The 18,891-nt window shown below is 70.7% G+C and carries 21 protein-coding genes; 6 read left to right on the top strand and 15 right to left on the bottom strand.

All coding sequences use genetic code 11. The annotated features are described in order from the left end of the window. Positions 1-6: 6 nt before the first annotated feature. Genes ABT381_RS00990 through ABT381_RS00980 form a run of 3 tightly spaced genes read right to left on the bottom strand, consistent with a single transcriptional unit; the run spans position 7 to position 3,661 of the window. Positions 7-909 (bottom strand): ABC transporter permease, encoded by a 903-nt coding sequence (locus ABT381_RS00990; RefSeq protein ID WP_351586166.1) that lies wholly within the window; start codon positions 907-909, stop codon positions 7-9. After that, entirely contained in the window at positions 906-1,856 is a 951-nt protein-coding gene (locus ABT381_RS00985; protein ID WP_351586164.1) for an ABC transporter permease, read from the bottom strand. Before ABT381_RS00985 ends, ABT381_RS00990 begins: the two co-directional genes overlap by 4 nt. Further along, on the bottom strand, positions 1,853-3,661 hold the full coding sequence (locus ABT381_RS00980; RefSeq protein ID WP_351586162.1) for a peptide ABC transporter substrate-binding protein: 1,809 nt from the start codon (positions 3,659-3,661) through the stop codon (positions 1,853-1,855). Before ABT381_RS00980 ends, ABT381_RS00985 begins: the two co-directional genes overlap by 4 nt. A gap of 197 nt (positions 3,662-3,858) precedes the next feature. Here ABT381_RS00980 and ABT381_RS00975 point away from each other — a divergent pair, with 197 nt between their 5' ends. Continuing rightward, positions 3,859-5,016 carry an ROK family transcriptional regulator gene (locus ABT381_RS00975; RefSeq protein ID WP_351586160.1) on the top strand — a complete coding sequence of 386 codons (1,158 nt, stop codon included), beginning with the start codon at positions 3,859-3,861 and terminating at the stop codon, positions 5,014-5,016. Between the two features lie 34 nt (positions 5,017-5,050). Beyond that, a complete protein-coding gene (locus ABT381_RS00970) occupies positions 5,051-6,559 on the top strand; it encodes a M81 family metallopeptidase (RefSeq protein WP_351586158.1) in 1,509 nt (502 codons plus the stop codon). A 37-nt stretch (positions 6,560-6,596) separates the two neighbouring features. On the opposite strand, the gene ABT381_RS00965 is transcribed toward ABT381_RS00970, so the two are convergent. From ABT381_RS00965 to ABT381_RS00940, 6 genes are all read right to left on the bottom strand, one after another. Beyond that, positions 6,597-7,118: a DUF6328 family protein gene (locus ABT381_RS00965; protein ID WP_351586156.1), complete on the bottom strand. Its 522-nt coding sequence runs from the start codon at positions 7,116-7,118 to the stop codon at positions 6,597-6,599. Further along, a complete protein-coding gene (locus tag ABT381_RS00960) occupies positions 7,118-7,333 on the bottom strand; it encodes a hypothetical protein (RefSeq protein WP_351586154.1) in 216 nt (71 codons plus the stop codon). The genes ABT381_RS00965 and ABT381_RS00960 overlap by 1 nt, the downstream gene beginning before the upstream one ends. A 182-nt stretch (positions 7,334-7,515) precedes the next feature. After that, on the bottom strand, positions 7,516-8,139 hold the full coding sequence (locus tag ABT381_RS00955; RefSeq protein ID WP_351586152.1) for a YigZ family protein: 624 nt from the start codon (positions 8,137-8,139) through the stop codon (positions 7,516-7,518). A 114-nt stretch (positions 8,140-8,253) separates the two neighbouring features. Then, on the bottom strand, positions 8,254-9,558 hold the full coding sequence (locus ABT381_RS00950) for a cytochrome P450 family protein (protein WP_351586150.1): 1,305 nt from the start codon (positions 9,556-9,558) through the stop codon (positions 8,254-8,256). Between the two features lie 37 nt (positions 9,559-9,595). After that, a complete protein-coding gene (locus tag ABT381_RS00945) occupies positions 9,596-10,318 on the bottom strand; it encodes a TetR/AcrR family transcriptional regulator (protein ID WP_351586148.1) in 723 nt (240 codons plus the stop codon). Between the two features lie 185 nt (positions 10,319-10,503). Next, positions 10,504-10,704, bottom strand: a complete 201-nt coding sequence (locus ABT381_RS00940; RefSeq protein ID WP_030255872.1) for a cold-shock protein — start codon at positions 10,702-10,704, stop codon at positions 10,504-10,506. A 303-nt stretch (positions 10,705-11,007) separates the two neighbouring features. Here ABT381_RS00940 and ABT381_RS00935 point away from each other — a divergent pair, with 303 nt between their 5' ends. Continuing rightward, positions 11,008-11,421: a CoA-binding protein gene (locus tag ABT381_RS00935; RefSeq protein ID WP_351586145.1), complete on the top strand. Its 414-nt coding sequence runs from the start codon at positions 11,008-11,010 to the stop codon at positions 11,419-11,421. Between the two features lie 159 nt (positions 11,422-11,580). On the opposite strand, the gene ABT381_RS00930 is transcribed toward ABT381_RS00935, so the two are convergent. Together ABT381_RS00930 and ABT381_RS00925 are read right to left on the bottom strand one after the other, a co-directional pair. Continuing rightward, on the bottom strand, positions 11,581-11,787 hold the full coding sequence (locus tag ABT381_RS00930; RefSeq protein ID WP_351586143.1) for a hypothetical protein: 207 nt from the start codon (positions 11,785-11,787) through the stop codon (positions 11,581-11,583). A gap of 10 nt (positions 11,788-11,797) precedes the next feature. After that, positions 11,798-12,010: a hypothetical protein gene (locus tag ABT381_RS00925; RefSeq protein ID WP_351586141.1), complete on the bottom strand. Its 213-nt coding sequence runs from the start codon at positions 12,008-12,010 to the stop codon at positions 11,798-11,800. 140 nt (positions 12,011-12,150) lie between these two features. On the opposite strand from ABT381_RS00925, the gene ABT381_RS00920 reads away from it, so the two are divergent. Both ABT381_RS00920 and ABT381_RS00915 read left to right on the top strand, forming a co-directional pair. Continuing rightward, positions 12,151-12,660, top strand: coding sequence for a GNAT family N-acetyltransferase (locus ABT381_RS00920; RefSeq protein ID WP_351586139.1), 510 nt, complete (start codon positions 12,151-12,153; stop codon positions 12,658-12,660). Between the two features lie 281 nt (positions 12,661-12,941). After that, entirely contained in the window at positions 12,942-14,183 is a 1,242-nt protein-coding gene (locus ABT381_RS00915) for a 4-hydroxybenzoate 3-monooxygenase (protein WP_351586200.1), read from the top strand. 64 nt (positions 14,184-14,247) lie between these two features. Here ABT381_RS00915 and ABT381_RS00910 read toward each other — a convergent pair whose 3' ends face one another. After that, positions 14,248-14,799, bottom strand: coding sequence for a YbaK/EbsC family protein (locus tag ABT381_RS00910; protein ID WP_351586137.1), 552 nt, complete (start codon positions 14,797-14,799; stop codon positions 14,248-14,250). A gap of 165 nt (positions 14,800-14,964) precedes the next feature. Next, positions 14,965-15,537 carry a helix-turn-helix domain-containing protein gene (locus ABT381_RS00905; protein WP_351586136.1) on the bottom strand — a complete coding sequence of 191 codons (573 nt, stop codon included), beginning with the start codon at positions 15,535-15,537 and terminating at the stop codon, positions 14,965-14,967. A gap of 125 nt (positions 15,538-15,662) precedes the next feature. Here ABT381_RS00905 and ABT381_RS00900 point away from each other — a divergent pair, with 125 nt between their 5' ends. Next, positions 15,663-16,532 carry an EamA family transporter gene (locus ABT381_RS00900; protein WP_351586134.1) on the top strand — a complete coding sequence of 290 codons (870 nt, stop codon included), beginning with the start codon at positions 15,663-15,665 and terminating at the stop codon, positions 16,530-16,532. Between the two features lie 60 nt (positions 16,533-16,592). Here ABT381_RS00900 and ABT381_RS00895 read toward each other — a convergent pair whose 3' ends face one another. After that, positions 16,593-17,402, bottom strand: a complete 810-nt coding sequence (locus ABT381_RS00895; RefSeq protein ID WP_351586132.1) for an acyltransferase — start codon at positions 17,400-17,402, stop codon at positions 16,593-16,595. A 206-nt stretch (positions 17,403-17,608) separates the two neighbouring features. Then, positions 17,609-18,811 carry a Gfo/Idh/MocA family protein gene (locus ABT381_RS00890; RefSeq protein WP_351586130.1) on the bottom strand — a complete coding sequence of 401 codons (1,203 nt, stop codon included), beginning with the start codon at positions 18,809-18,811 and terminating at the stop codon, positions 17,609-17,611. Between the last annotated feature and the right edge of the window lie 80 nt (positions 18,812-18,891).

The following is an 18,891-nucleotide window of genomic DNA, read 5'->3' as shown; positions in this document are numbered from 1 at the left end:
GGTGCCTCAGTTCTTCTGGAGTCGCACGTCGAAGGCGTCCCGCAGGCCGTCGCCGAGGAAGTTGAAGGCGGCGACGACGAGGACGATGGCGATGCCCGGCGGGAAGATCAGCCACCAGTGGCCGACCTGGGTGTAGGTGATGCCGGCGGAGAGCATCGAGCCCCAGTCGGCGGCGGGCGGTGGGATGGACAGCCCGAGGAAGGACAGGTAGGCGACGTAGAGGATGGCGTCGGCGATCTGGAAGGTGGCGTTGACGACGACGGTGCCGAGGGCGTTCGGGACGATGTGCCGGAAGACCGCCCGGCCTCCGCCGCCGCCCATCAGGCGCATGGCGTGGACGTAGTCCCGGCTGCGCAGGGCCAGTGCCTCGCCGCGGATGAGCCGGGCCGGGGAGAGCCAGGCGACGGACGCGATGATGAGGATGAGGACGGGTTTGCTGGGCGTGACGATGGCGGCGACCACGACCAGCAGGAAGAGCGCGGGGATGGCGAGCGCGGCGTCGGTGATCCGCATCATGGCGGCGTCGAGCCAGCCCCCGAAGTACCCCGCGACCGCCCCGTACACCGTCCCGAAGAGGGTGGCGAGCAGTCCGGCGGCGAGACCCACTTCGAGGGAGGTCCGGCCGCCGTACATCAGCCGGCCGAGCATGTCGTACCCGAGGTCGGTGGTGCCGAGGAGGTGCCCGTCGGTACCGGGCGGGAGGCTGGCCCGGGAGAGGTCGGTGTGGACCTGGTCGGTGGGGTGGAGCAGCGGGCCGAGGAAGCAGAGCGCGAGCAGCGCGGCGAGGACGATCAGTCCGGCGAGCGCGAGCCTGTTGCGGGCGAAGCCGGCGGCGGTGCGGCGGGCGAGGCTCGGCGTGGCGGCGGCCGGGCCGGCGCCGCCGGGCACGGGGAGTTCGGCGGCGGTCATGCGACGCTCCTGATGCGCGGGTCGAGCAGGGCATACGCGATGTCGGCGAGCAGCGAGCCGAGCACGGTCGCACAGCCGACGACGAGGGTGACGCCGAGCAGCACCGGGAAGTCGCTGCCCTGCGCCGCGTTCCAGAACAGCAGCCCCATGCCGGGGTAGTTGAACATCGACTCGACGACGAGGGTGCCGCTGAAGAGCGTCGGGAGGTAGAGCCCGAGGAGGGTCGCGAGCGGGATGAGGGCGTTGCGCAGCACGTGCCGGGCCATGATGCGGGCGCCGGACTGGCCCTTGGCGCGCGCGGTCCGTACGTATTCCTCGCCGAGGTTGTCCAGCACGGCCGAGCGCATGTAGCGGCTGAACGCGGCGATAATGCCGAGCGCCGTGGTCACGACGGGCAGCACGAGGGCGCGTGGCTCGCCGAGGATGCCGCCGACGGTGTCGGCCTGCGGCGCCTGCGCGGGGAAGACGGGGAACTGCTGGCTGAAGACCAGGATCAGGACGAGGCCGAGGAAGAAGACGGGCGTGGCGTAGGCGAGGAAGGCCGCGCCGGTCAGGACGTGGTCGGCGGCCTTTCCGCGGCGCACGGCCTGCAGGATGCCGAGCGGCACGGCGAGGACGGCGGCGAGCGCGATCGCCAGGCCCGCGAGCAGCGCGGTACGGGGCAGTCGCTCACCCAGCAGCGAGGTGACGGACTGGTTGAGCTTGTAGGACTCCCCCAGGTCGCCGCCGAACAGCCGCCCGAGGTACAGCACGTACTGCTCGGGCAGCGAACGGTCGTACCCCTGCTGGTGGTTGAAGTGCGCGACGGCCTGCGGGGTGGCCTGGACGCCGAGGATGGCGCGGGCCGGGCCGCCGGGCAGCAGGTGCAGGAGGACGAAGACGATGACGGAGACGAGCAGGAGCACGACGGCGGCCTGCGCGAGCCGCGTGAGCAGGAAGCGGGTCATGTGTCCCGGCCCCCCTTCTTCACGAAGTACCAGTCCTGGGGTGCCAGGGTGAGGGTCGGGTTCTGGTCGATGCCGCGCAGGTCGTTGCGGATGACGGAGACCTGGTAGGCGGGGTTGGGCGTCCAGAGCACGGGCAGCTGTGCGGCGACCCGGCGACCGTAGTCCCGCATGGCGCCGGGGTCGTCGGAGAACTCCGTCGCCTTGATCAGCCGGTCCGTCGCGGGGTCGGACCAGTTGCCCATGTTGGAGGGCGCGCCCGTGGCGAAGAGCTGTTCGCCGCTGGGGTTCACCGGGAAGTACCAGCTGCCCTGGGTGCCGAAGAAGCCCAGCTGCCAGGCCGAGCAGACGGGCTCGGTCCTCTCGCAGGGCACGGTCGTGCCCAGGACGGTGTTCAGCGGCTGCTGCCGGATGTCGAGGGCGACGCCCGCCTTGCCGAAGGAGGACTTGATCTCCTGCATGGTGTTGGAGGTCTCGGTCGAGCCGGACTCCGTGAGCAGTTCGAGCCGCAGCTCCTGACCGCGGGCGATGCCCTTGCCGCACTCCCCCGGCCCCGTCCCGGGGCGCGCGCAGCGCAGTACCCCGTCCGGGTCCGCCGCCGGCGCCCGCCAGCCGTGCCGCGCGAGGAGCCGCGCCGCCGCCTTCGGGTCGTAGGGGTACGGATTGTGGTCCATCAGGCTCGCGGGCACGGGCCCGAGCGTCGGCTCGGCGCTGCCGTGCCAGATGACGCGCGAGATGGACTCCTGGTCGATGAGGCGCTGCAGGGCCTGCCGGAGATAGGTCTGGCGGAGCATGGGCCCGGCGGTGGGGTGGTGGAAGTTCAGTACGAGATAGGTGATCGCCCAGCCTTCCCAGGGATCGATCCGGTATCCGAGCTTCTTGAAGGTCGTGGACTGGGCCATCACGGAGGGCGGGATGTAGCCGTAGTCGACGCCGCCCGCGCGGAGCACGTTGAACTCGGAGTCGGCGGTGGTGAAGGGCTTGAGGACGACCCGGTCGAGGTGCGGCTTGTCGGGGCCCCGGTACTTCTTGTTGGGCACCAGCGTGACCTGCCCGGAGGTGTTCCACTTCTCGATGGTCCAGGGGCCGTCGACGGTCTTCCACAGCGGATCGGTGGCGAACGTCGACAGCTTCTTGGCGTGGCCCGTCAGCCGCGCGAAGACCTTCTTCGGCCCTTCGCCCTTCGGGTTCCAGGCGTGCTCGGGCAGCGCGGTGAAGTTCTGGAGTTCGTTGGCGGTGAACCAGGCGGGGTTGTACGCGCGGCGGAGCCGGAGCCGGAAGGTGCGCTCGCCGACGACCTCGAACCGCTTGACGTCGTCCGGCATGAGACCGGGCGAGTACCCGACCCACTCCTTCTTGTTGTGCCGGATCAGATCGAACCAGAAGGCGACGTCGCGGGCGGTGACGGCTTTGCCGTCGGACCACTCGTACCCCGGCTTCAGGGTGACGGTCACCGTTCTGTTGCCGTCGCTGTAGCGGGGCTGCCGCGCGAGGTTGCGCCGGCTTTCCATGGTGAGCGCGTCGCCCTTGGGCTCGGGCGTGTAGAGCGGCAGGAACAGCAGGTTCTGGATGGCGCTGTTGTACGACGCGAGGTAGCCGGGCGCCGCGATCGGGAAGATCCAGTTGGGGGTGGCGGCGGGCGGCAGCGCCATGGTCGCGGTGCCGCCCTCGACTCTCGTGCCGCCCGTGGCGCCGAGGCCGGTGACCCGTTCGCCCCTCGGGGCGCAGCCGGCGAGGAGCGCGAGGACGAGCAGGGCAGCACCGATGGCCGTCAGCGGGCCGCGTATTCGGGTGGAACGCGGTCCCATGCTGCCTCCGCTGTGGTCGACCGGCCGAAGATAGCGAGCAAAGTACGGATGACCGCGAAAAGAAGTCAAGGGTCTGGCGCAACTCCCGCAACTACTGTTCACTGGCCCGCAGTTCCTTCCCTCTCTTTCTTCGAGAATCGAAGGAAGTCATCACCGTCAGGAAGCCACACCGTCGTCACCGAAAGGCTCGCGTCACCATGACCGCCGCCGAGGAGCAGCCCGGATCCGCCGCGCACGTCCTCGAACTCGTCGCGAACGGCTCCGCCGCCTCCCGCGCCGACCTCGTACGGGAGCTGGGGCTCGCCGCCTCGACCGTCTCGGCGCGCGTCCAGGAGCTGGTCGACGCCGGGCTGCTGGCCGAGGACGGCGAGGGCGCCTCGCGCGGCGGCCGCCGCCCGCGCCTGCTGCGCGTCCCGGACAGCGGCGCCGTCGCGCTCGCCGCCGACCTGGGCAGCCGTCACATCCGTACCGGCGCCGTGGCCCTGACCGGCGCGGCCTTCGACGTCGAGGAGCAGGCGTACGACCTGACGGCCGGGCCCGGCCCGGCCGTCGAGCTGCTCGCCGAGCGCCTGGCGTCCCTCGCCGACCGGCAGCGCGCGGCGGGCCGTACGGTACGCGGCGTCGGTATCGCCTTCCCCGGCCCCGTCGACCCGGCGTCCGGCCGGGTCATCGCCCCGTCCCGGATGCCCGGCTGGCATCTGTACGAGCTGCGCGACACGCTCGCGGACCGCCTCGGGCTCCCCGTCGCCGTCGACAACGACGCCAACGCCCTGGCGCTGGGCGAACACCGCGCGGCCCACGCCGCACTGCGCCACCTGGTCGTCGTCAAGGCGGGCCGCGGCATCGGCTCCGGTGTCATCAGCCACGGCCGGCTCTACCGCGGCGCCCGCGGCTCGGCGGGCGACATCAGCCACGTCCGGGTGGACGCGGCCGCCGAACGCCCGTGTTCCTGCGGCAACGTCGGCTGCCTGGAGACGGTGGCGAGCGGCGCCGCGATCGCCGCCGCGCTGCGGGCCGAGTCCATCGAGGCGGACTCCGCCGCCGACATCCTCCGCCTGGTCGAGCACGGCGAGCCGCACGCAACGACGCTGGTCCGGCAGGCGGGGCGGCACATCGGCGCGGTGCTCTCCGTCGTCGTCAACTTCTTCAACCCCGAGGCGGTGGTGCTCGGCGGCGCGCTGGCGGGCGCGGAGCCGCTGGTCGCGGCGGTGCGCGGGGTCCTGTACGAGCGCTGCCTGCCGATGGCGACGAGCGATCTGACGATCGTGGCGGCGAGCGGCGGCCCGGACGCCGGGCTGCTGGGCGCGGGATACGCCGCTCTGCACGAACTGCCCTCTGCCATCAGCCCGCACTGATTTCCCCACCGCCTTGTTCCACACGGGAGTTGCCATGCTCAGAATCGCCATCGGGGGTATGTCCATCGAGTCCAGCCAGTTCTGCCCGCACCGCTCGGCGTACGACGACTTCCGCGTCACCCGCGACGGCGAACTGCTGGACCGCTACACCTGGACGCAGCCCGAGAGCGATCTCGCCGACCTCGTGGAGTGGGTGCCGCTCGTGCACGCCGTCGCCCTGCCCGGCGGACCGGTCGAGCGCGCCACGTACGACCGCGTCAAGGCCGAACTCACGGACCGGATCAGGGAATCAGGGCCGCTGGACGGACTTGTCTACGACATCCACGGCGCGATGAGCGTCGTCGGCATGGACGACGCGGAAGCGGATCTCACTGCGGCCGTACGGGACGCCATCGGCCCCGACGCGCTGATCTCCGCCGCGATGGATCTGCACGGCAATGTCTCGCGGGCCTTCGCCGAACCCCTCGACCTGCTCACCGCGCACCGCCTCGCGCCGCACGAGGACGCCTGGGAGACCCGCGAACGCGCCGCCCGCAAGCTCGTCGAGCGGCTGGCCGCGGGGCTCGGCCGTCCGCACCGCGCGTGGGTACAGGTGCCGGTCCTGCTCCCCGGCGAGAAGACCAGCACCCGCCTGGAGCCGGCGAAGTCCCTGTACGGGCGGCTCGCCGCCGTCGAGGCGCTGGACGGCATCGTCGACGCGGCGGTCTGGGTCGGGTACGCGTGGGCCGACGAGCCCCGCTGCCGGGCCGCCGTCGTGGTCACGGGCGACGATCCGGACCTGGCCCGCGACCAGGCCCGTTCGCTCGCCCAGCGGTACTGGGACGTACGCCGCGACTTCGTCTTCGTCGGCCCGACCGACGACGCCGACGGCTGCGTCCGCCGCGCCGTCGCGTCCCCCGCCCGCCCCTTCCTGATCAGCGACTCCGGCGACAACCCGACCGCGGGCGGGGCCGGCGACCTCGCGTACATGCTCGGCCGGCTGCTCGCGCACGAGGGCCTGGCGAGCGGCCGGGTCACCGCGCTGCACCCGGGTATCACGGACCCGCAAGCGGTCGCCGCGTGCTTCGCCGCGGGCGTGGGCGCCGAGGTGACCCTGTCGGTGGGCGGCCGCTTCAGCGCGGGCACGGGCCCGCACGCCGCGCCGTACGAACTGACCGGCACGGTCACGGCGTTGGAAGGCCCGGCCCCCGCATCGGGCGACGCCCCGCGGGGCAATCCCGCCTATGAGCAGGGCGGCCGCCGCGCCGCCGTCACCCGCGGCGGCGTCACCGTCGTGCTCACCGAACGCCGCACGCCGTTCCACACACGTGCCGACTTCGGCGCACTGGATCCGACGGCGTACGACCTGGTCGTCGTCAAGATCGGCTACCTGGAGCCGGAGCTGTACGACATGGCCGCCGACTGGCTGCTCGCGCTGACCCCCGGCGGCGTCGACCAGGACCTGCTCCGCCTGGGCCACCACCGTGTCGAGCGCCCCCTCTACCCCTTCGACGACAAGGACTTCGAGGACCCGGACCTCACGCCGGTACTCCTCCCGCGCTGATCCCGCGTGTTCATCCCTGTCATCCCTGTCATCCCGGTCATCCCTGATCCTGATCGGAGCCGTGGCGACGGGAAGCGCTGCGCCGCGCGTACACCGGGAGCGCGAACCAGCACAGGATGAACCACACGAGCATCCCGCCCACCAGCCACAGCGCACCGGAGCCGTGCAGCGCGACGCGCAGGATGAGCAGCATGGCCGACGCCATCGTGCACAGCAGCAGCACCAGCCCGAGCACGGTGAGGCGGGAGGCCCACGTCACCGTCTGCGGCTTGAGGCGGTGCCCCGTCACGAGCCGGTGCAGCGACACCGGGCCGATGAGGGAGCCGGTCGTCGCGGCGCCGAGCACGACCGTGACGACGTAGATGTCCCGGCCGATGTCGTCCAGGCGCGCGAAACCGGGCTGGAAGACGACGGTGAGCAGGAAGCCGAAGAGGATCTGTACGCCGGTCTGCGCGACGCGCAGCTCCTGGAGCAGCTCCGCCCATCGCCGGTCCGCCCGCTCCTCGGGGGTCTCGCGCCGGCCTCTGACCCGGCCGTCCGGCCCGCCGCCGTCGGTCATCAGTCGGGTGGCTCCGGCGCCGGGGCGCCGGGCGGGGTCTCCGGCTGCTCGTCCGGAGGCGCGTCGGGCGCCGCCGGGCCGGGGGTGACGGGCGCCGGTTCGTCGGGGGTCTGCTCGGGCGGTTCGGGATCGCGCGGTACGGGTTCCGGGTCGCGGGGAGCGGATCCGGGCGCGGGCCCGTACGTTTCGGGATTCGGTGCAGCGGTGCTGGTCATCGCACCTCCTCACGCGTTGAAAGGGACAATCCTGCTCGCCCCGCACGTGACCGGTTACCCGGCACCGCGGGGCTCAATCAGGACAACCCCGCTACGCCGCCGTAGGACTACTCCGCGTGGGACTACTGGCCGCAGGACTACTGGCCGCAGGGCCACTCCCTGTACGGCTACTCTCCGTACGGCTACTCTCCGTACGCCTCGCCGCCCAGCTCCAGCGTGGCCGTGCCGGCGGTGGCGTCGGCGAGCCAGGCACGGAAGGCGGGCAGCTCGCTCTCGGGGAGGCCGATCTCGAAGGTGACCGCCTCGGCGTAGCGGACGTCCCGGACGTCGCGCCCGGTGGCTCGCAGGTCGTTCTCGACCTTGCCGGCCCGCTGGTGGTCGACGGTGACCGTGACCAGCCGGAACCGGCGGCGGGTGACGGTGCCCAGCGCGTCCAGGGCCTCCCCGACCACCCCGCCGTACGCCCTGATCAGCCCGCCCGCGCCGAGCTTGATGCCGCCGAAGTAGCGGGTGACGACGGCGACGACGTACCGCATCTCGCGCCGCACGAGCATCTGCAGCATCGGGACGCCCGCCGTGCCGCCCGGCTCACCGTCGTCGCTCGCCTTCTGGACGCCGCCGTCGGCGCCGATGACGTACGCGAAGCAGTTGTGCCGGGCGGTCGGGTGCTCCTTGCGGATGCGCGCGATGAACTCCTGCGCCTCGGCCTCACTCGCCACCGGCGCGAGCGCGCAGATGAAGCGAGACTTGTTGATCTCGATCTCGTGGACGCCTTCGGCGGCGAGGGTGACGTACTGCTCCTGCATCACGCCACCCTACGGGGCGGCCCGGGCCCCGCCACAGGCGGACCGGCAGGACGGTCACCGGCCCCTGCAGCCCCTGCAGCCCCTAAAGCGGACGGGCAGGGCGGTCACCGTTCCCTACAGCCTCGACAGACGGACCGGCAGGGCGGTCAGCCGCCAGCTGCCCGGTACCGGTGCCCGCTGCAGCTCCGCCGGGTCGACGGCGAGGGACAGGCCGGGGTACCGGGCGAACAGCCGGCCGAACGCGACTTCGCCCTCCTGGCGGGCGAGCGAGGCACCCAGGCAGTAGTGCATGCCGTGGCCGAAGCCGACGTGGTCCTCGGCGCGCCCGGCCGGGTGGCGGGTCAGGTCGAGCCGGTCGGGGTCGGCGTAGTGGCGGGGATCGCGGTTGGCGGCGACCAGGAGCAGCTGCACGGCCTCACCCTTGCGGATGCGGGTACCGGCAATGTCGGCGTCCTCGGCGGCGTACCGCAGCTGGGTCATGTGCACCGGCCCGCACCAGCGCAGCAGCTCGTGGACGGCGGACGGGAGCAGCGCCGGGTCCGACCGGAACAGGCTCAGCTGGTCGGGATGGGTGAGCAGCGCGGCCGTGCCGTTGGTGATGAGATGCGCCGTGGTCTCGTGCCCGGCCAGGACCAGCGTGAGGATCATGGTGACCATCTCGACGTCGCTGAGCCGGCCGCCGTCGTCGTCATGGGCCCGTATCAGCTCGCTGATGAGGTCATCGGTGAGCGCGCCGCGCCGCTCCCTGACCAGCTCGTGTATGTGCTCGATCATGGCGGGGAACGTCCGGCCCATCCGCTCCGGGTCCATCGTGAGGAGGTCGGCGCCCCAGGCCCGCCACTGCGGGCGGTCCTCCTCCGCGATGCCGACCAGCTCACAGATGACGGTGATGGGCAGCGGGTACGCGAAGTGTTCGAGGAGGTCGACGACGCCGTCCTCGGCGTGCTCGGGGAGGCGGTTCAGCAGGTCGTCGGCTATCTCCTCGACCCGCGGCCGCAGATCGGTGATCTTGCGCGCCGTGAAAGCGCGCGACACCAGGCGACGGAGCCGGGTGTGGTCGGGGGCGTCGTTGTTGAGGATGGAGCCGCGCATGTAGACGTGCAGGTGCTCGGGCATGCCGAGCATGTCCAGCAGCCGGATCAGCGGGTCCTCGCGCGTACCGTCCGCCGCCACCACCGCCGGGTTGTTCACGAACCGCTGATCCCGCAGGACTGCGCGTACCTCGTCGAAACGGGTCACGAACCATACGGGCGAGTCGTCCACGAACCGGCCGCGGACGACGGGCCCCTTCTCCCGCAGCGCGCCGTAGCCGCCGAACGGGTCGGCGAGGAGCGCGGGGTCGGCGACGTTCGGCTCGCCGGGGTGCTTGCCGACGTGGGCGGTCATCGGGGAGGCCGGGGTGGCGGGTGCTTCGGTCATCGTGCGTTCTCCTCCAGGTCGTGGGGGGTCGGTCACGTCAATGACGCAATTGCCGCCGCATTTCCTGCTCGCTGAGCTCTTCGAGGCGCTCGTAGAGCGGGATGATCTCCAACGCGGCGGCTTCCGCGGCCGCGCGGGTGCGGGCGGGGGCGGGGGCGGTTCCGGGGTCCGGGTCGGCTGAGGTCTCCAGCGCACTCCGGATCGTGTGGGCGAGGATGGCGGACCGGTCCTCCGCGGTGTGCGGGGCGCGGTCGTGCAGCAGCGCTTCGGACAGGAAGAAGCCGGAGGCCGTCGCGAGCAGCGCGTACTGCTGCTGCACGACGTCCATGTCCGTGCGCACCAGCCCGTGTTCGCGCAGCACTTCGAGGTAACGGCGCACCACCTGGTCGCCGTACGCCGAGAGCTCGGCGAGCTCCTTCTTGGCGATGTCGTTGAACTGGCCGAGAACGTCGGCGTCGTCGTTGTAGAAGGCGCGCAGTACGGGGTCCGCCAGGAAATCCTGGTACACCCCGCTCATCATCCGGCTGGGCAGCACTTCCAGCGGGTCGGTGCGCATACGGGCCGACTGGGCACGGTGGCTGCGGAGTTTGGCCTGCAGGACGACGGCCAGGAAGAGCGCGTCCTTGGTCTTCCAGTGCAGGTAGACCGTGCCCTTGCCGACCTGGGCGCGACGGGCGATCTCGTCGATGGTGACGCGCCGGTACCCCCATGCGACCAGCAGCTCCCCCGCCGCCTCCAGAATCCGCTCACCACGCTCCACCTGCTCGCCTCCTCCATGTACCGCTCTGACTTCATGACCAATTTCGAAATCTGGTCACGAGGTCAACGTAGAGCGGCTGCAAGCATGGCCGTAAGACGCTTTCCGGCCAGGAGCCACGAACCAGGGGTTACAAAAACGAGGTGCCCGTACCTTCCGGTACGGGCACCTCGTCATGTCATCTCAGCTCAGAGCGCGCGGACATCCACGGCCTGCGGGCCCTTGGGGCCCTGGACGACGTCGAACTCGACCTGCTGGTTCTCATCGAGGCTGCGGAAGCCCGCGCCGTCGATCTCCGAGTAGTGGACGAAGACGTCCGGGCCGTCGGCCTGGGCGATGAAGCCGAAGCCCTTCTCGGCGTTGAACCACTTAACGGTGCCCTGGGTCATTTTCTGCTCCTTACAGGGGCTGTGTCGGAACTCGCACCGTGCGAGATCCCGGCCGCCTCACGACGCGACTGCTCCTGGAAGGAAAGCTCCGCGCTCGCAACATCGTTTCTCTGCGAGCATGCGACTGCACAAACACAAGCAAAAACTGCGACCGACCTCTTCAACGAACACCCCGGCAGAATCATTCCCGACCGGACAAACCCCAGGTCATCCCGGTCAGCGAGGTGGGTCGGGTGCCGTGGTGCCGGAACATCGGCGTCATCATGGACTGATATTTTCACCTGACAACCGCAGGAGGCACCCATGTACGGCGATGACGACTCGGCGACCATTCGCAAGATCCTGACGGAGCTCGGGGACACCTGGGCCATCGTGGGCCTGTCCTCGAACCAGCGGAGGGCCGCGTACGGCGTCGCGGACGTACTGCAGCGATTCGGCAAACGGATCGTCCCCGTGCACCCGAAGGCGGAGACGGTGCACGGGGAACGGGGTTACCCCTCCCTCGACGCCATCCCCTTCGAGATCGACGTCGTCGACACCTTCGTGAACAGCGCCCTCGCGGGACAGGTCGCCGACCAGGCCGTCGCCATCGGCGCCAAGGCGGTCTGGTTCCAGCTCGGCGTCATCGACGAGGCGGCGTACGAGCGCACCCGCGCCGCCGGACTCGACATGGTCATGGACCGCTGCCCCGCGATCGAGATCCCCCGGCTGGGCTGAGAACCGACAGCTGGGGCTGAGAACCGACGGCGCCCCGGCCTGAGCCGGGGCGCGGACGGGGGTTACGGGTGGTCGAGGTGGTCGACGGCTTAACGGCTCGTCGACAGGCGTACGGGTCGTCGTCGGCCTTACGGGTCGCCGTCGGCGTCGTCGTCGGACTTACGGGTGCTCGGGGCTCTGATCGGCAGGGACGCCGCCACCCGGGCCACCGCCCTTGCGGCCCTTGTCGGTACCGTGCGCGTGCTCGGCGCCGCCGGGGCCCACCTTCCGGTCGGAGCCCGCCTTGGCCTCGGCCGCGTCCTGGACGGCGGCGCTCTTGCCACTGCGGCGCAGTTCGTTCGACTGCGGGTTCTTGCTCTTGCTCACCGCGTCCTCCTCAGGAGTTCCGCTGGTCGTCGCGTTCGTTGCGCTGCCCCTTCGGGCCGAGCCCGCGCTCCGTCCGGGGGCCGTGGGTCTGCCAGTGCGGGTCGTCCTCGAGCCGCCCCTTCGCGTCCTCGTTCGCGTGCTTGTCCGGGATTCCCTGGTCCTCGGCTTCCCGACGGAGCTTCGCCCGTCGCCTGTCGAACTTCTTGCTCCCTGGTTCGGGCATGGCTTCCACACCTCCACTGGACCGGTTCTCCTCTCCCAGGATCCCAAAACAACCAAAAAGCCGCTAATGGCCAAGGCGCTGCGCTCACGACGTACGCATACGTGCGCCGGCGCCCCGCGCGCGTGCGCTAGCGTCCGGTCATGATCGAGATACGACAGGCAGGCCCCGAGGACGCCGAGGAACTGGTACGGCTGCGTCGGCTGATGTTCGCGTCGATGAACGGCTCCGACGAGCCGGGCAGCTGGGAAGAGAGCGCCGCGGAGATCGCGCGCCGACAGCTCTCGGGCCCCGACCCGGTGCTGGGCGCCTTCGTCGTGGACGCGGACGGCGCGGCGGACGAAAGCACTGCTCCCCGACTGGCCGCCTGCGCGGTGGGAACGGTCGAGCAGCGGCTCCCCGCACCGCAGCACCCCACGGGACGCTTCGCCTTCATCTTCAACGTGTGCACGGACCCGGAGTACCGCGGCCGCGGGTACGCCCGCGCGACGACCGAAGCGCTGCTGACGTGGCTGGCCGAACAGGGCGTGTCCCGAGTCGACCTGCACGCCACCGACGAGGCGGAGGCCCTGTACCGCGGCCTCGGCTTCGCGGAACACTCGACACCCCTGTCCCTCGACGTCCGCACCTACGCGAATGCACGCCGCACGTAGTCACATCTCGTACATAGGCACATCTCATACGCGTGGGCACAGCTCGTACGTGGCCATACATCGCACCCACCGCCGCTGACCTGCCACTTCGGCCATACACTGCCACCCGGATCTGGTCCCGATTCTGGTTCTGGTCCCCACTCCGACTTCGGCCCTCACTCCGACTTTGGTCGTCGCTCCGACTTTGGTCGTCGCCCCGCCCCGCCCCGTCCAGTCCCGTTCCCTTCCGCACCGCCGCTCCCCCTTCCCCCCGCCGCCCCCACCCTCATGAAGGGACCGCCATCGTGGCCGACTCCCCCGCCACCGCGTCCTCCCGCGCCGACCAGGCGCACCGCACGTCCGTCGTCATCATCGGCGCCGGCCCCGCCGGGCTGACGCTCGCGAACGTCCTGCACGCCGCCGGCGTCGGCTGCGTCGTACTGGAGGCGGGCAGCCGGGAGTTCATCGAACAGCGGCCGCGGGCCGGCTTCATCGAGGAGTGGGTGGTACGTGCCCTGGACCGGCACGGGCTGGCCGACGGGCTACTGGAACGGGCCGAGCGGCAGCGGTCGTTCGAGTTCCGGTGGGACGGGGAGCGGCACGTTGTGGAGCCGGGCAAGTTCTCCGGGCAGAGCCATTTCGTCTACCCGCAGCCGTTGTTGGTGACGGACCTGGTCGCCGCCTACGCGGACACGGCACGCGGCGACATCCGCTTCGGCGTACAGGACGTCCGGCCGACCGGCATCGACACGGACCGACCCTCCGTCTCGTACACCGACCCGGAGACGGGCGAACGGCGCCGCATCGACTGCGCGTACATAGCCGGCTGCGACGGCGCGCGGAGCGTGGCTCGCGCCGCGATACCCGCCGACCAACTCCGCATCTCCCGCCTGGACTACGGCATCGGCTGGCTCGCGCTGCTCGCCGAGGCCCCGCCGTCCGCCGAGGGCGTCGTCTTCGGCCTCCACGAGCGCGGCTTCAGCGCCCAGATGGCGCGCACGCCCGAGGTCACCCGGTACTACCTGGAGTGCCCGCCGGGCGACGACCCGGCGAACTGGCCGCACGAACGGATCTGGAGCGAGCTGCGCACCCGCCTCGCCGCGACCGGCGCACAGCCGCTCACCGAGGGCCGGATCATCGAGAAAACGGTCCTGGACATGCACAACTACGTGGTCGAGCCGATGGGATACGGCCGCCTGTACCTCGCCGGCGAGTCGGCCCACCTGGTCGCCCCGATCGCGGCCAAGGGCATGAACCTGGCCGTACACGACGCACTGCTGCTGGCCCAGGCGCTCATCGCGGCCTGCACGACGGGGGACGAACAGGCGCTCACCCGCTACTCGGACGCCTGCCTGGGGAAGATCTGGCAGTACCAGGAGTTCTCCCAGTGGCTGTCCGAGGTGATGCACGGGGCGTCATCCGGCGACCGCTTCCGCGCGGGCACGGCGGCGGCCCGGCTGCGCCAACTGTTCGCGTCGGACGCAGCGGCGGCGGCCTTCGGCGAGACGTACCTCGGCTCGGCCACGGACATCACGGCGCTCTGACCACGGCCGGCACCCTGGCCGCTGCCGCCGACCACCTGCCTCCCCCGCCCCCGCCCCCGTCCGCTCAGCCGGCGGCGCGCCCCAGCCCTTCCAGCACCCGCGCCCCCGGCAGGTTCGCGAGCGCCTCGCCCGGGACGATGAGCTTGCCGCGCCGGGCGCCGCTGCCGATCAGGAGGTACGGGGCGGCGGCGACGGCCGCGTCCACCAGGAGCGGCCAGTCGGCGGGCAGCCCGATGGGCGTAATGCCGCCGTACTCCATGCCGCTGCGGTCGACCGCGGTGTCCATCGGGGCGAACGACGCCTTGCGGGAGCCCAGTTCGCGGCGCACGACGCCATTCACGTCCACACGAGTGGTGGAGAGCACCACACAGCCGGCGAGGGTGACGGTGTCGCCGCGCTTGCCCGCCACCACGACGCAGTTCGCGGACTGTTCGAGCAGCCAGGAACCGTAGTGCTCGACGAGCAGCGCAGTGTCGGCGATGGCCGGATCGGTGTCCACGTGAACAAGCTGCTTGACGTCCACCGGCCCCTGCCAGTCGCGGATCGCGGCGGCAACGGGCTCGGGCAGCAGATCCAGGCACTCGACGGCGGGCCGGACATCATCGAAAGCGTCCATGGGCGTGGCCGACGACGAAGAGGAGGGGAACGGGAACGGAGACGAGGACGGAGACGAGGCCGGGGAAGGAGAGGGCGGAGGCATTGAAGTCGGCATGTCCGTCAAACTAACAGGGTCACGGGCACAGCTGACTCCTGTCCCAACTCCCAGACTCAACGGCCAGGCTCAACGGCCGGACGGAACAATCACCGCCATCGTCATCTCCACGACCTCCTCGCCGTCATTGCGGTACTCGTGCGCGGCCGACGCCTCGAAGGTGGCCGAAGCGCCCGCCGGTATCGCATGTTCGGCCCCGTCCACGACGAGGATCAGCTCCCCGCGACGTACGTGGATCAGCTCCTTCGTCCCCGCCGGATGGGGATCCGACTCACTGTGGTCACCCGGCATCAGCCGCCAGTCCCACATTTCGAACGGGCCGGGCGCCTCCGTGCCGACGAGCAGCGAGGTATGGCTGCCGGTCTCGGTGGACCACATCCGTACCGCGTCGCCGGGCGCGACGATCCGCACCTGCGGCCCCTGGTCGTACTCCAGAAGCGTGGTGATGCTGATGCCGAGCGCGTCGGCGATCTTCACGGTCGTCCCCACGCTCGGGTTCGTCCGGGCCTGCTCGATCTGGATGATCATGCCGCGGCTCACGCCCGCACGGGCGGCCAGGGCATCGAGCGTGTAGCCCCTGTCGGTGCGCCAGTGCTTGAGGTTGCGCGCCAGCGACTGCGTGAGCTGATCGAGATCCGTCACCGTTCCATCCAGTCCAGTTCAGTTCAATGTTCAGTTCAATAAAATGAATGTGACAGTCCAGCATTCTGCACTACGCTGTCTTGCACTTCACCGTTCACCACACTGTACTTGCGAGGACTGACACCATGACCGCGGTATTCGCTCTGGCCAGCAGTTTTCTGTGGGGAGCCGCCGACTTCGGCGGCGGGCTGCTCACCCGACGCATGCAGGCACTGACCGTCGTGGTAGTCTCGCAGGTGATCGCCGCGACGGTGCTCGGCGCGATCGTCGTCGCCACCGGCGCCTGGCACGCGGCGACGCCGCAGCTGTGGTTCGCCGTCGCGGCCGGCGTCGTCGGCCCGGCGGCCATGCTGTGCTTCTACCGCGCGCTCGCGCTCGGCCCAATGGGCGTGGTCTCGCCGCTCGCCTCACTCGGCACGGTCCTCGTGCCGCTCGGCGTGGGCTTCATAGCCGGCGAACGCCCGGGCCTGGTGCAGATCGCAGGTATGGCGGTGGCCGTCATCGGCGTGGTACTGGCCGGCGGACCGCAGCGCGGCGGCGGTTCGGTCAAGCGCGAGGCCGTCGTCCTGACCCTCATCGCAGCATTCGGTTTCGGCGCGGTGATGGCCTTCATCTCCGAGGCGTCCACGACCGTGACCGGGCTCTTCCTCGCCCTGTTCGTGCAGCGCGTGTGCAACGTCGCGGTCGGTGGCGCGGCCCTGTACGTGGCGGTCCGGCGCGGCACACCCGCACTGCCCGAAGGCGGTATGGCCGTCATCCGCGCCGCGCTCCCGGCACTGGCGTTCGTCGGCATCGCCGACGTCGCGGCCAACGGCACATACGCCATCGCCACGCAGAGCGGCCCGGTCACCATCGCCGCCGTACTCGCCTCGCTCTACCCCGTCGTCACCGCGGTCGCCGCGATGGGCGTACTCAAGGAGCGGCTGCGTGCCGTCCAAACAGCAGGCGCCTCACTGGCCCTCGCGGGGACGGTTCTGCTTGCTTCCAGCGGGTGAGGTGATTGAGACGGTTGGAGCGGTGGTTGGAGCGGTGGTTGGAGCGGCGGTTGGCCGGCCTTACTGTCCACGTCCGGCCTCACTGACGATGCCGGCGCCGCCGGTCTCGCCGTACGGACCGTGCCCACTGGGCCTGTCGGTCCCCGACTCCGCCAGCGCCAGCAGCTGATCCGGGGTGACGCCCTCGGGGATCGGTACCGGCGGCGGCGTACGCAACGGAGGCTGCCAGCCCGCCGCCGGATCCCAGGTGCGGACGACCTTGGCGGGCGCCCCGGCGACCACGGCGTGGTCGGGCACTTCACCGCGTACGACCGCGCCCGCCGCGACCACGACGTTCCGACCCAGCCGCGCGCCCGGCAGGATCACCGCGCCCGCACCCAGCCAGGACCCGCTGCCGATCTCGACGGGCGCGGTCCGCGGCCACTGCTTGCCCACCGGCTGCGCCGGATCGTCGTACGAATGATTGTCGCTGGTGATGTAGACGTACGGGCCGCAATAGACCTCGTCGCCGATGGTGACCGTCTGCGAGGCGACGACGTGGCTGCCCCGGCCGAGTACGACGCCATTGCCCAGCCGCAGCACCGAGTGCGGGCCGAGATCGAGCCCCGGCATCATTCCGGCGGTCAGCGTGACCTGCTCGCCGATGATGCAGTACTCGCCCAACTCGATCCACTGCTCACCGAAGACCGTGCCCTGGGGGTAGGCGAGCCGGGTACCGCCCCCGATACGGCGGAAACGGTACGGCCCGGGCCGCTCGGCCGTCACCGCGCCGGCCTCCTGGACCCAACGCGTACCCCGGTGTACGGCCCACGACGCGGCCCGGCGCCGCCAGGCCCCGACAGATGAGAACACGTTCTTCTTCGCACGCACCCGCTCACCGTACTCACCAGTAAGACCGACGCACCCCGCCCCGAGCTGTGATCTTCACCCCATGGCCCCGACATCCGCCCACCACATCCCGCCCCCTACCAGGACCGGTACATCCGGAAGCCCCCCTTCGCTCGACAGGTCCGGCCCGACCCTCACATCTCCGCCTCCGCCTCCGCCTCCGTCTCTAGCTTTGCGGCCTCTCCCCCTCACACCTCTTCCGGCGCGTCCCCGAAGTCCGGTACCGGCAGCCGCTCCCCGCCCCGCTGCGCCGACTTATGGGCGACGATGCCCGGCAGGGTGTAGCGGGCGGCGACCCAGGCATTCACGGAGGGCAGCATGCGGGTGTTGACGGCGGTGACGAAGTCGTCGACCAGGAAGTGGTGGCTCCCCTCATGACCGTTGTGCATGTGATCGAACTCCCGCGGCAGCCGGGACCGGTCGTGCACGGGCGCCGAGCCTGACGTGAACGCGTCGCGCAGCGCGGGTGCGACGTGGCGCAGCGACGGGTCGTTGGGCGACAGGGTGGGCTTGGGCTGCAGGAGCTCGGTGATGTCCTTGACCCCCTTCTTGTCCTGCCAGCAGCTCACCGCGGCGAGCTGCTCCATGCTGCCGTCGGTACCGAAGAACCGGAAGCGCGACTCCCTTATGTGGGAGGGGTAGCCCACCCTCCGGAACTCGTTTGTACGGAACGCACCGCCACCCGCGACCTCGAACAGCGCCGTCGCATTGGACATGTCGTTACCGAACTGGCTCACCCCCTTGTCGAACACCCCGTCCCCCCGGTTGTCCGTGACGCCGATGGCCGAGACGCTCACGGCATGCGTCCGCCACGCGCCGAGCACGCCGCCGACGGAGTGGGTCGGGTAGAGCAGCGGCGGGTAGCTGGCGGTGGCCTTCCAGTTCTCGCCGCCGCTGTACTGGTACGCCTCGTAAAAGCCGAGGTCCATGTCGTGGACGTAGTCGCCCTCGGCGTAGAAGAGCCGGCCGAAGGCGTCGTCCGCCAGCTGGTTCCGGGCGTAGACGGTGGCCGGGTTGTACTGGCTGGTCTCACCCATCATGTACGTCAGGCCGGTCTCGCGGACCGCGTCGATGATGGCGGCGATCTCCTCCTCGCTCACCGCCATCGGGACTGCGGAGTACACATGCTTGCCCGCCCGCAGCCCCTGTACGACGAGCGGGCCGTGGGTCCAGCGCTGGGTGAAGATCGCTACGGCGTCCACATCCGACGCGAGCATGTCCTCGTACGAGGAGTACGTGCCGGCGAGGCCCTCGGCGGCGACCAGGTGCTCGGCGCGCTCGGGGAGCAGATCGGTGACGTACACCTCGCCGACTCCGGGATGGGCGTGGAAGAGCGTGGCGAACTGCCCGGAGAATTGCCCGGCGCCGACGATTCCGAGGGAGAACGTCATGGAGATGGGTCCCTTCGCTGAGTGAGAGGGCTTCCCTCACTGGGAGAACATCACTGGGAGAACAGCAGATTGATCTGGCG

The sequence above is a fragment of the Streptomyces sp. NPDC000151 genome, assembly GCF_040301705.1.
Classification (GTDB): domain Bacteria; phylum Actinomycetota; class Actinomycetes; order Streptomycetales; family Streptomycetaceae; genus Streptomyces.
This window is presented reverse-complemented; position numbering and strand designations above follow the sequence as displayed.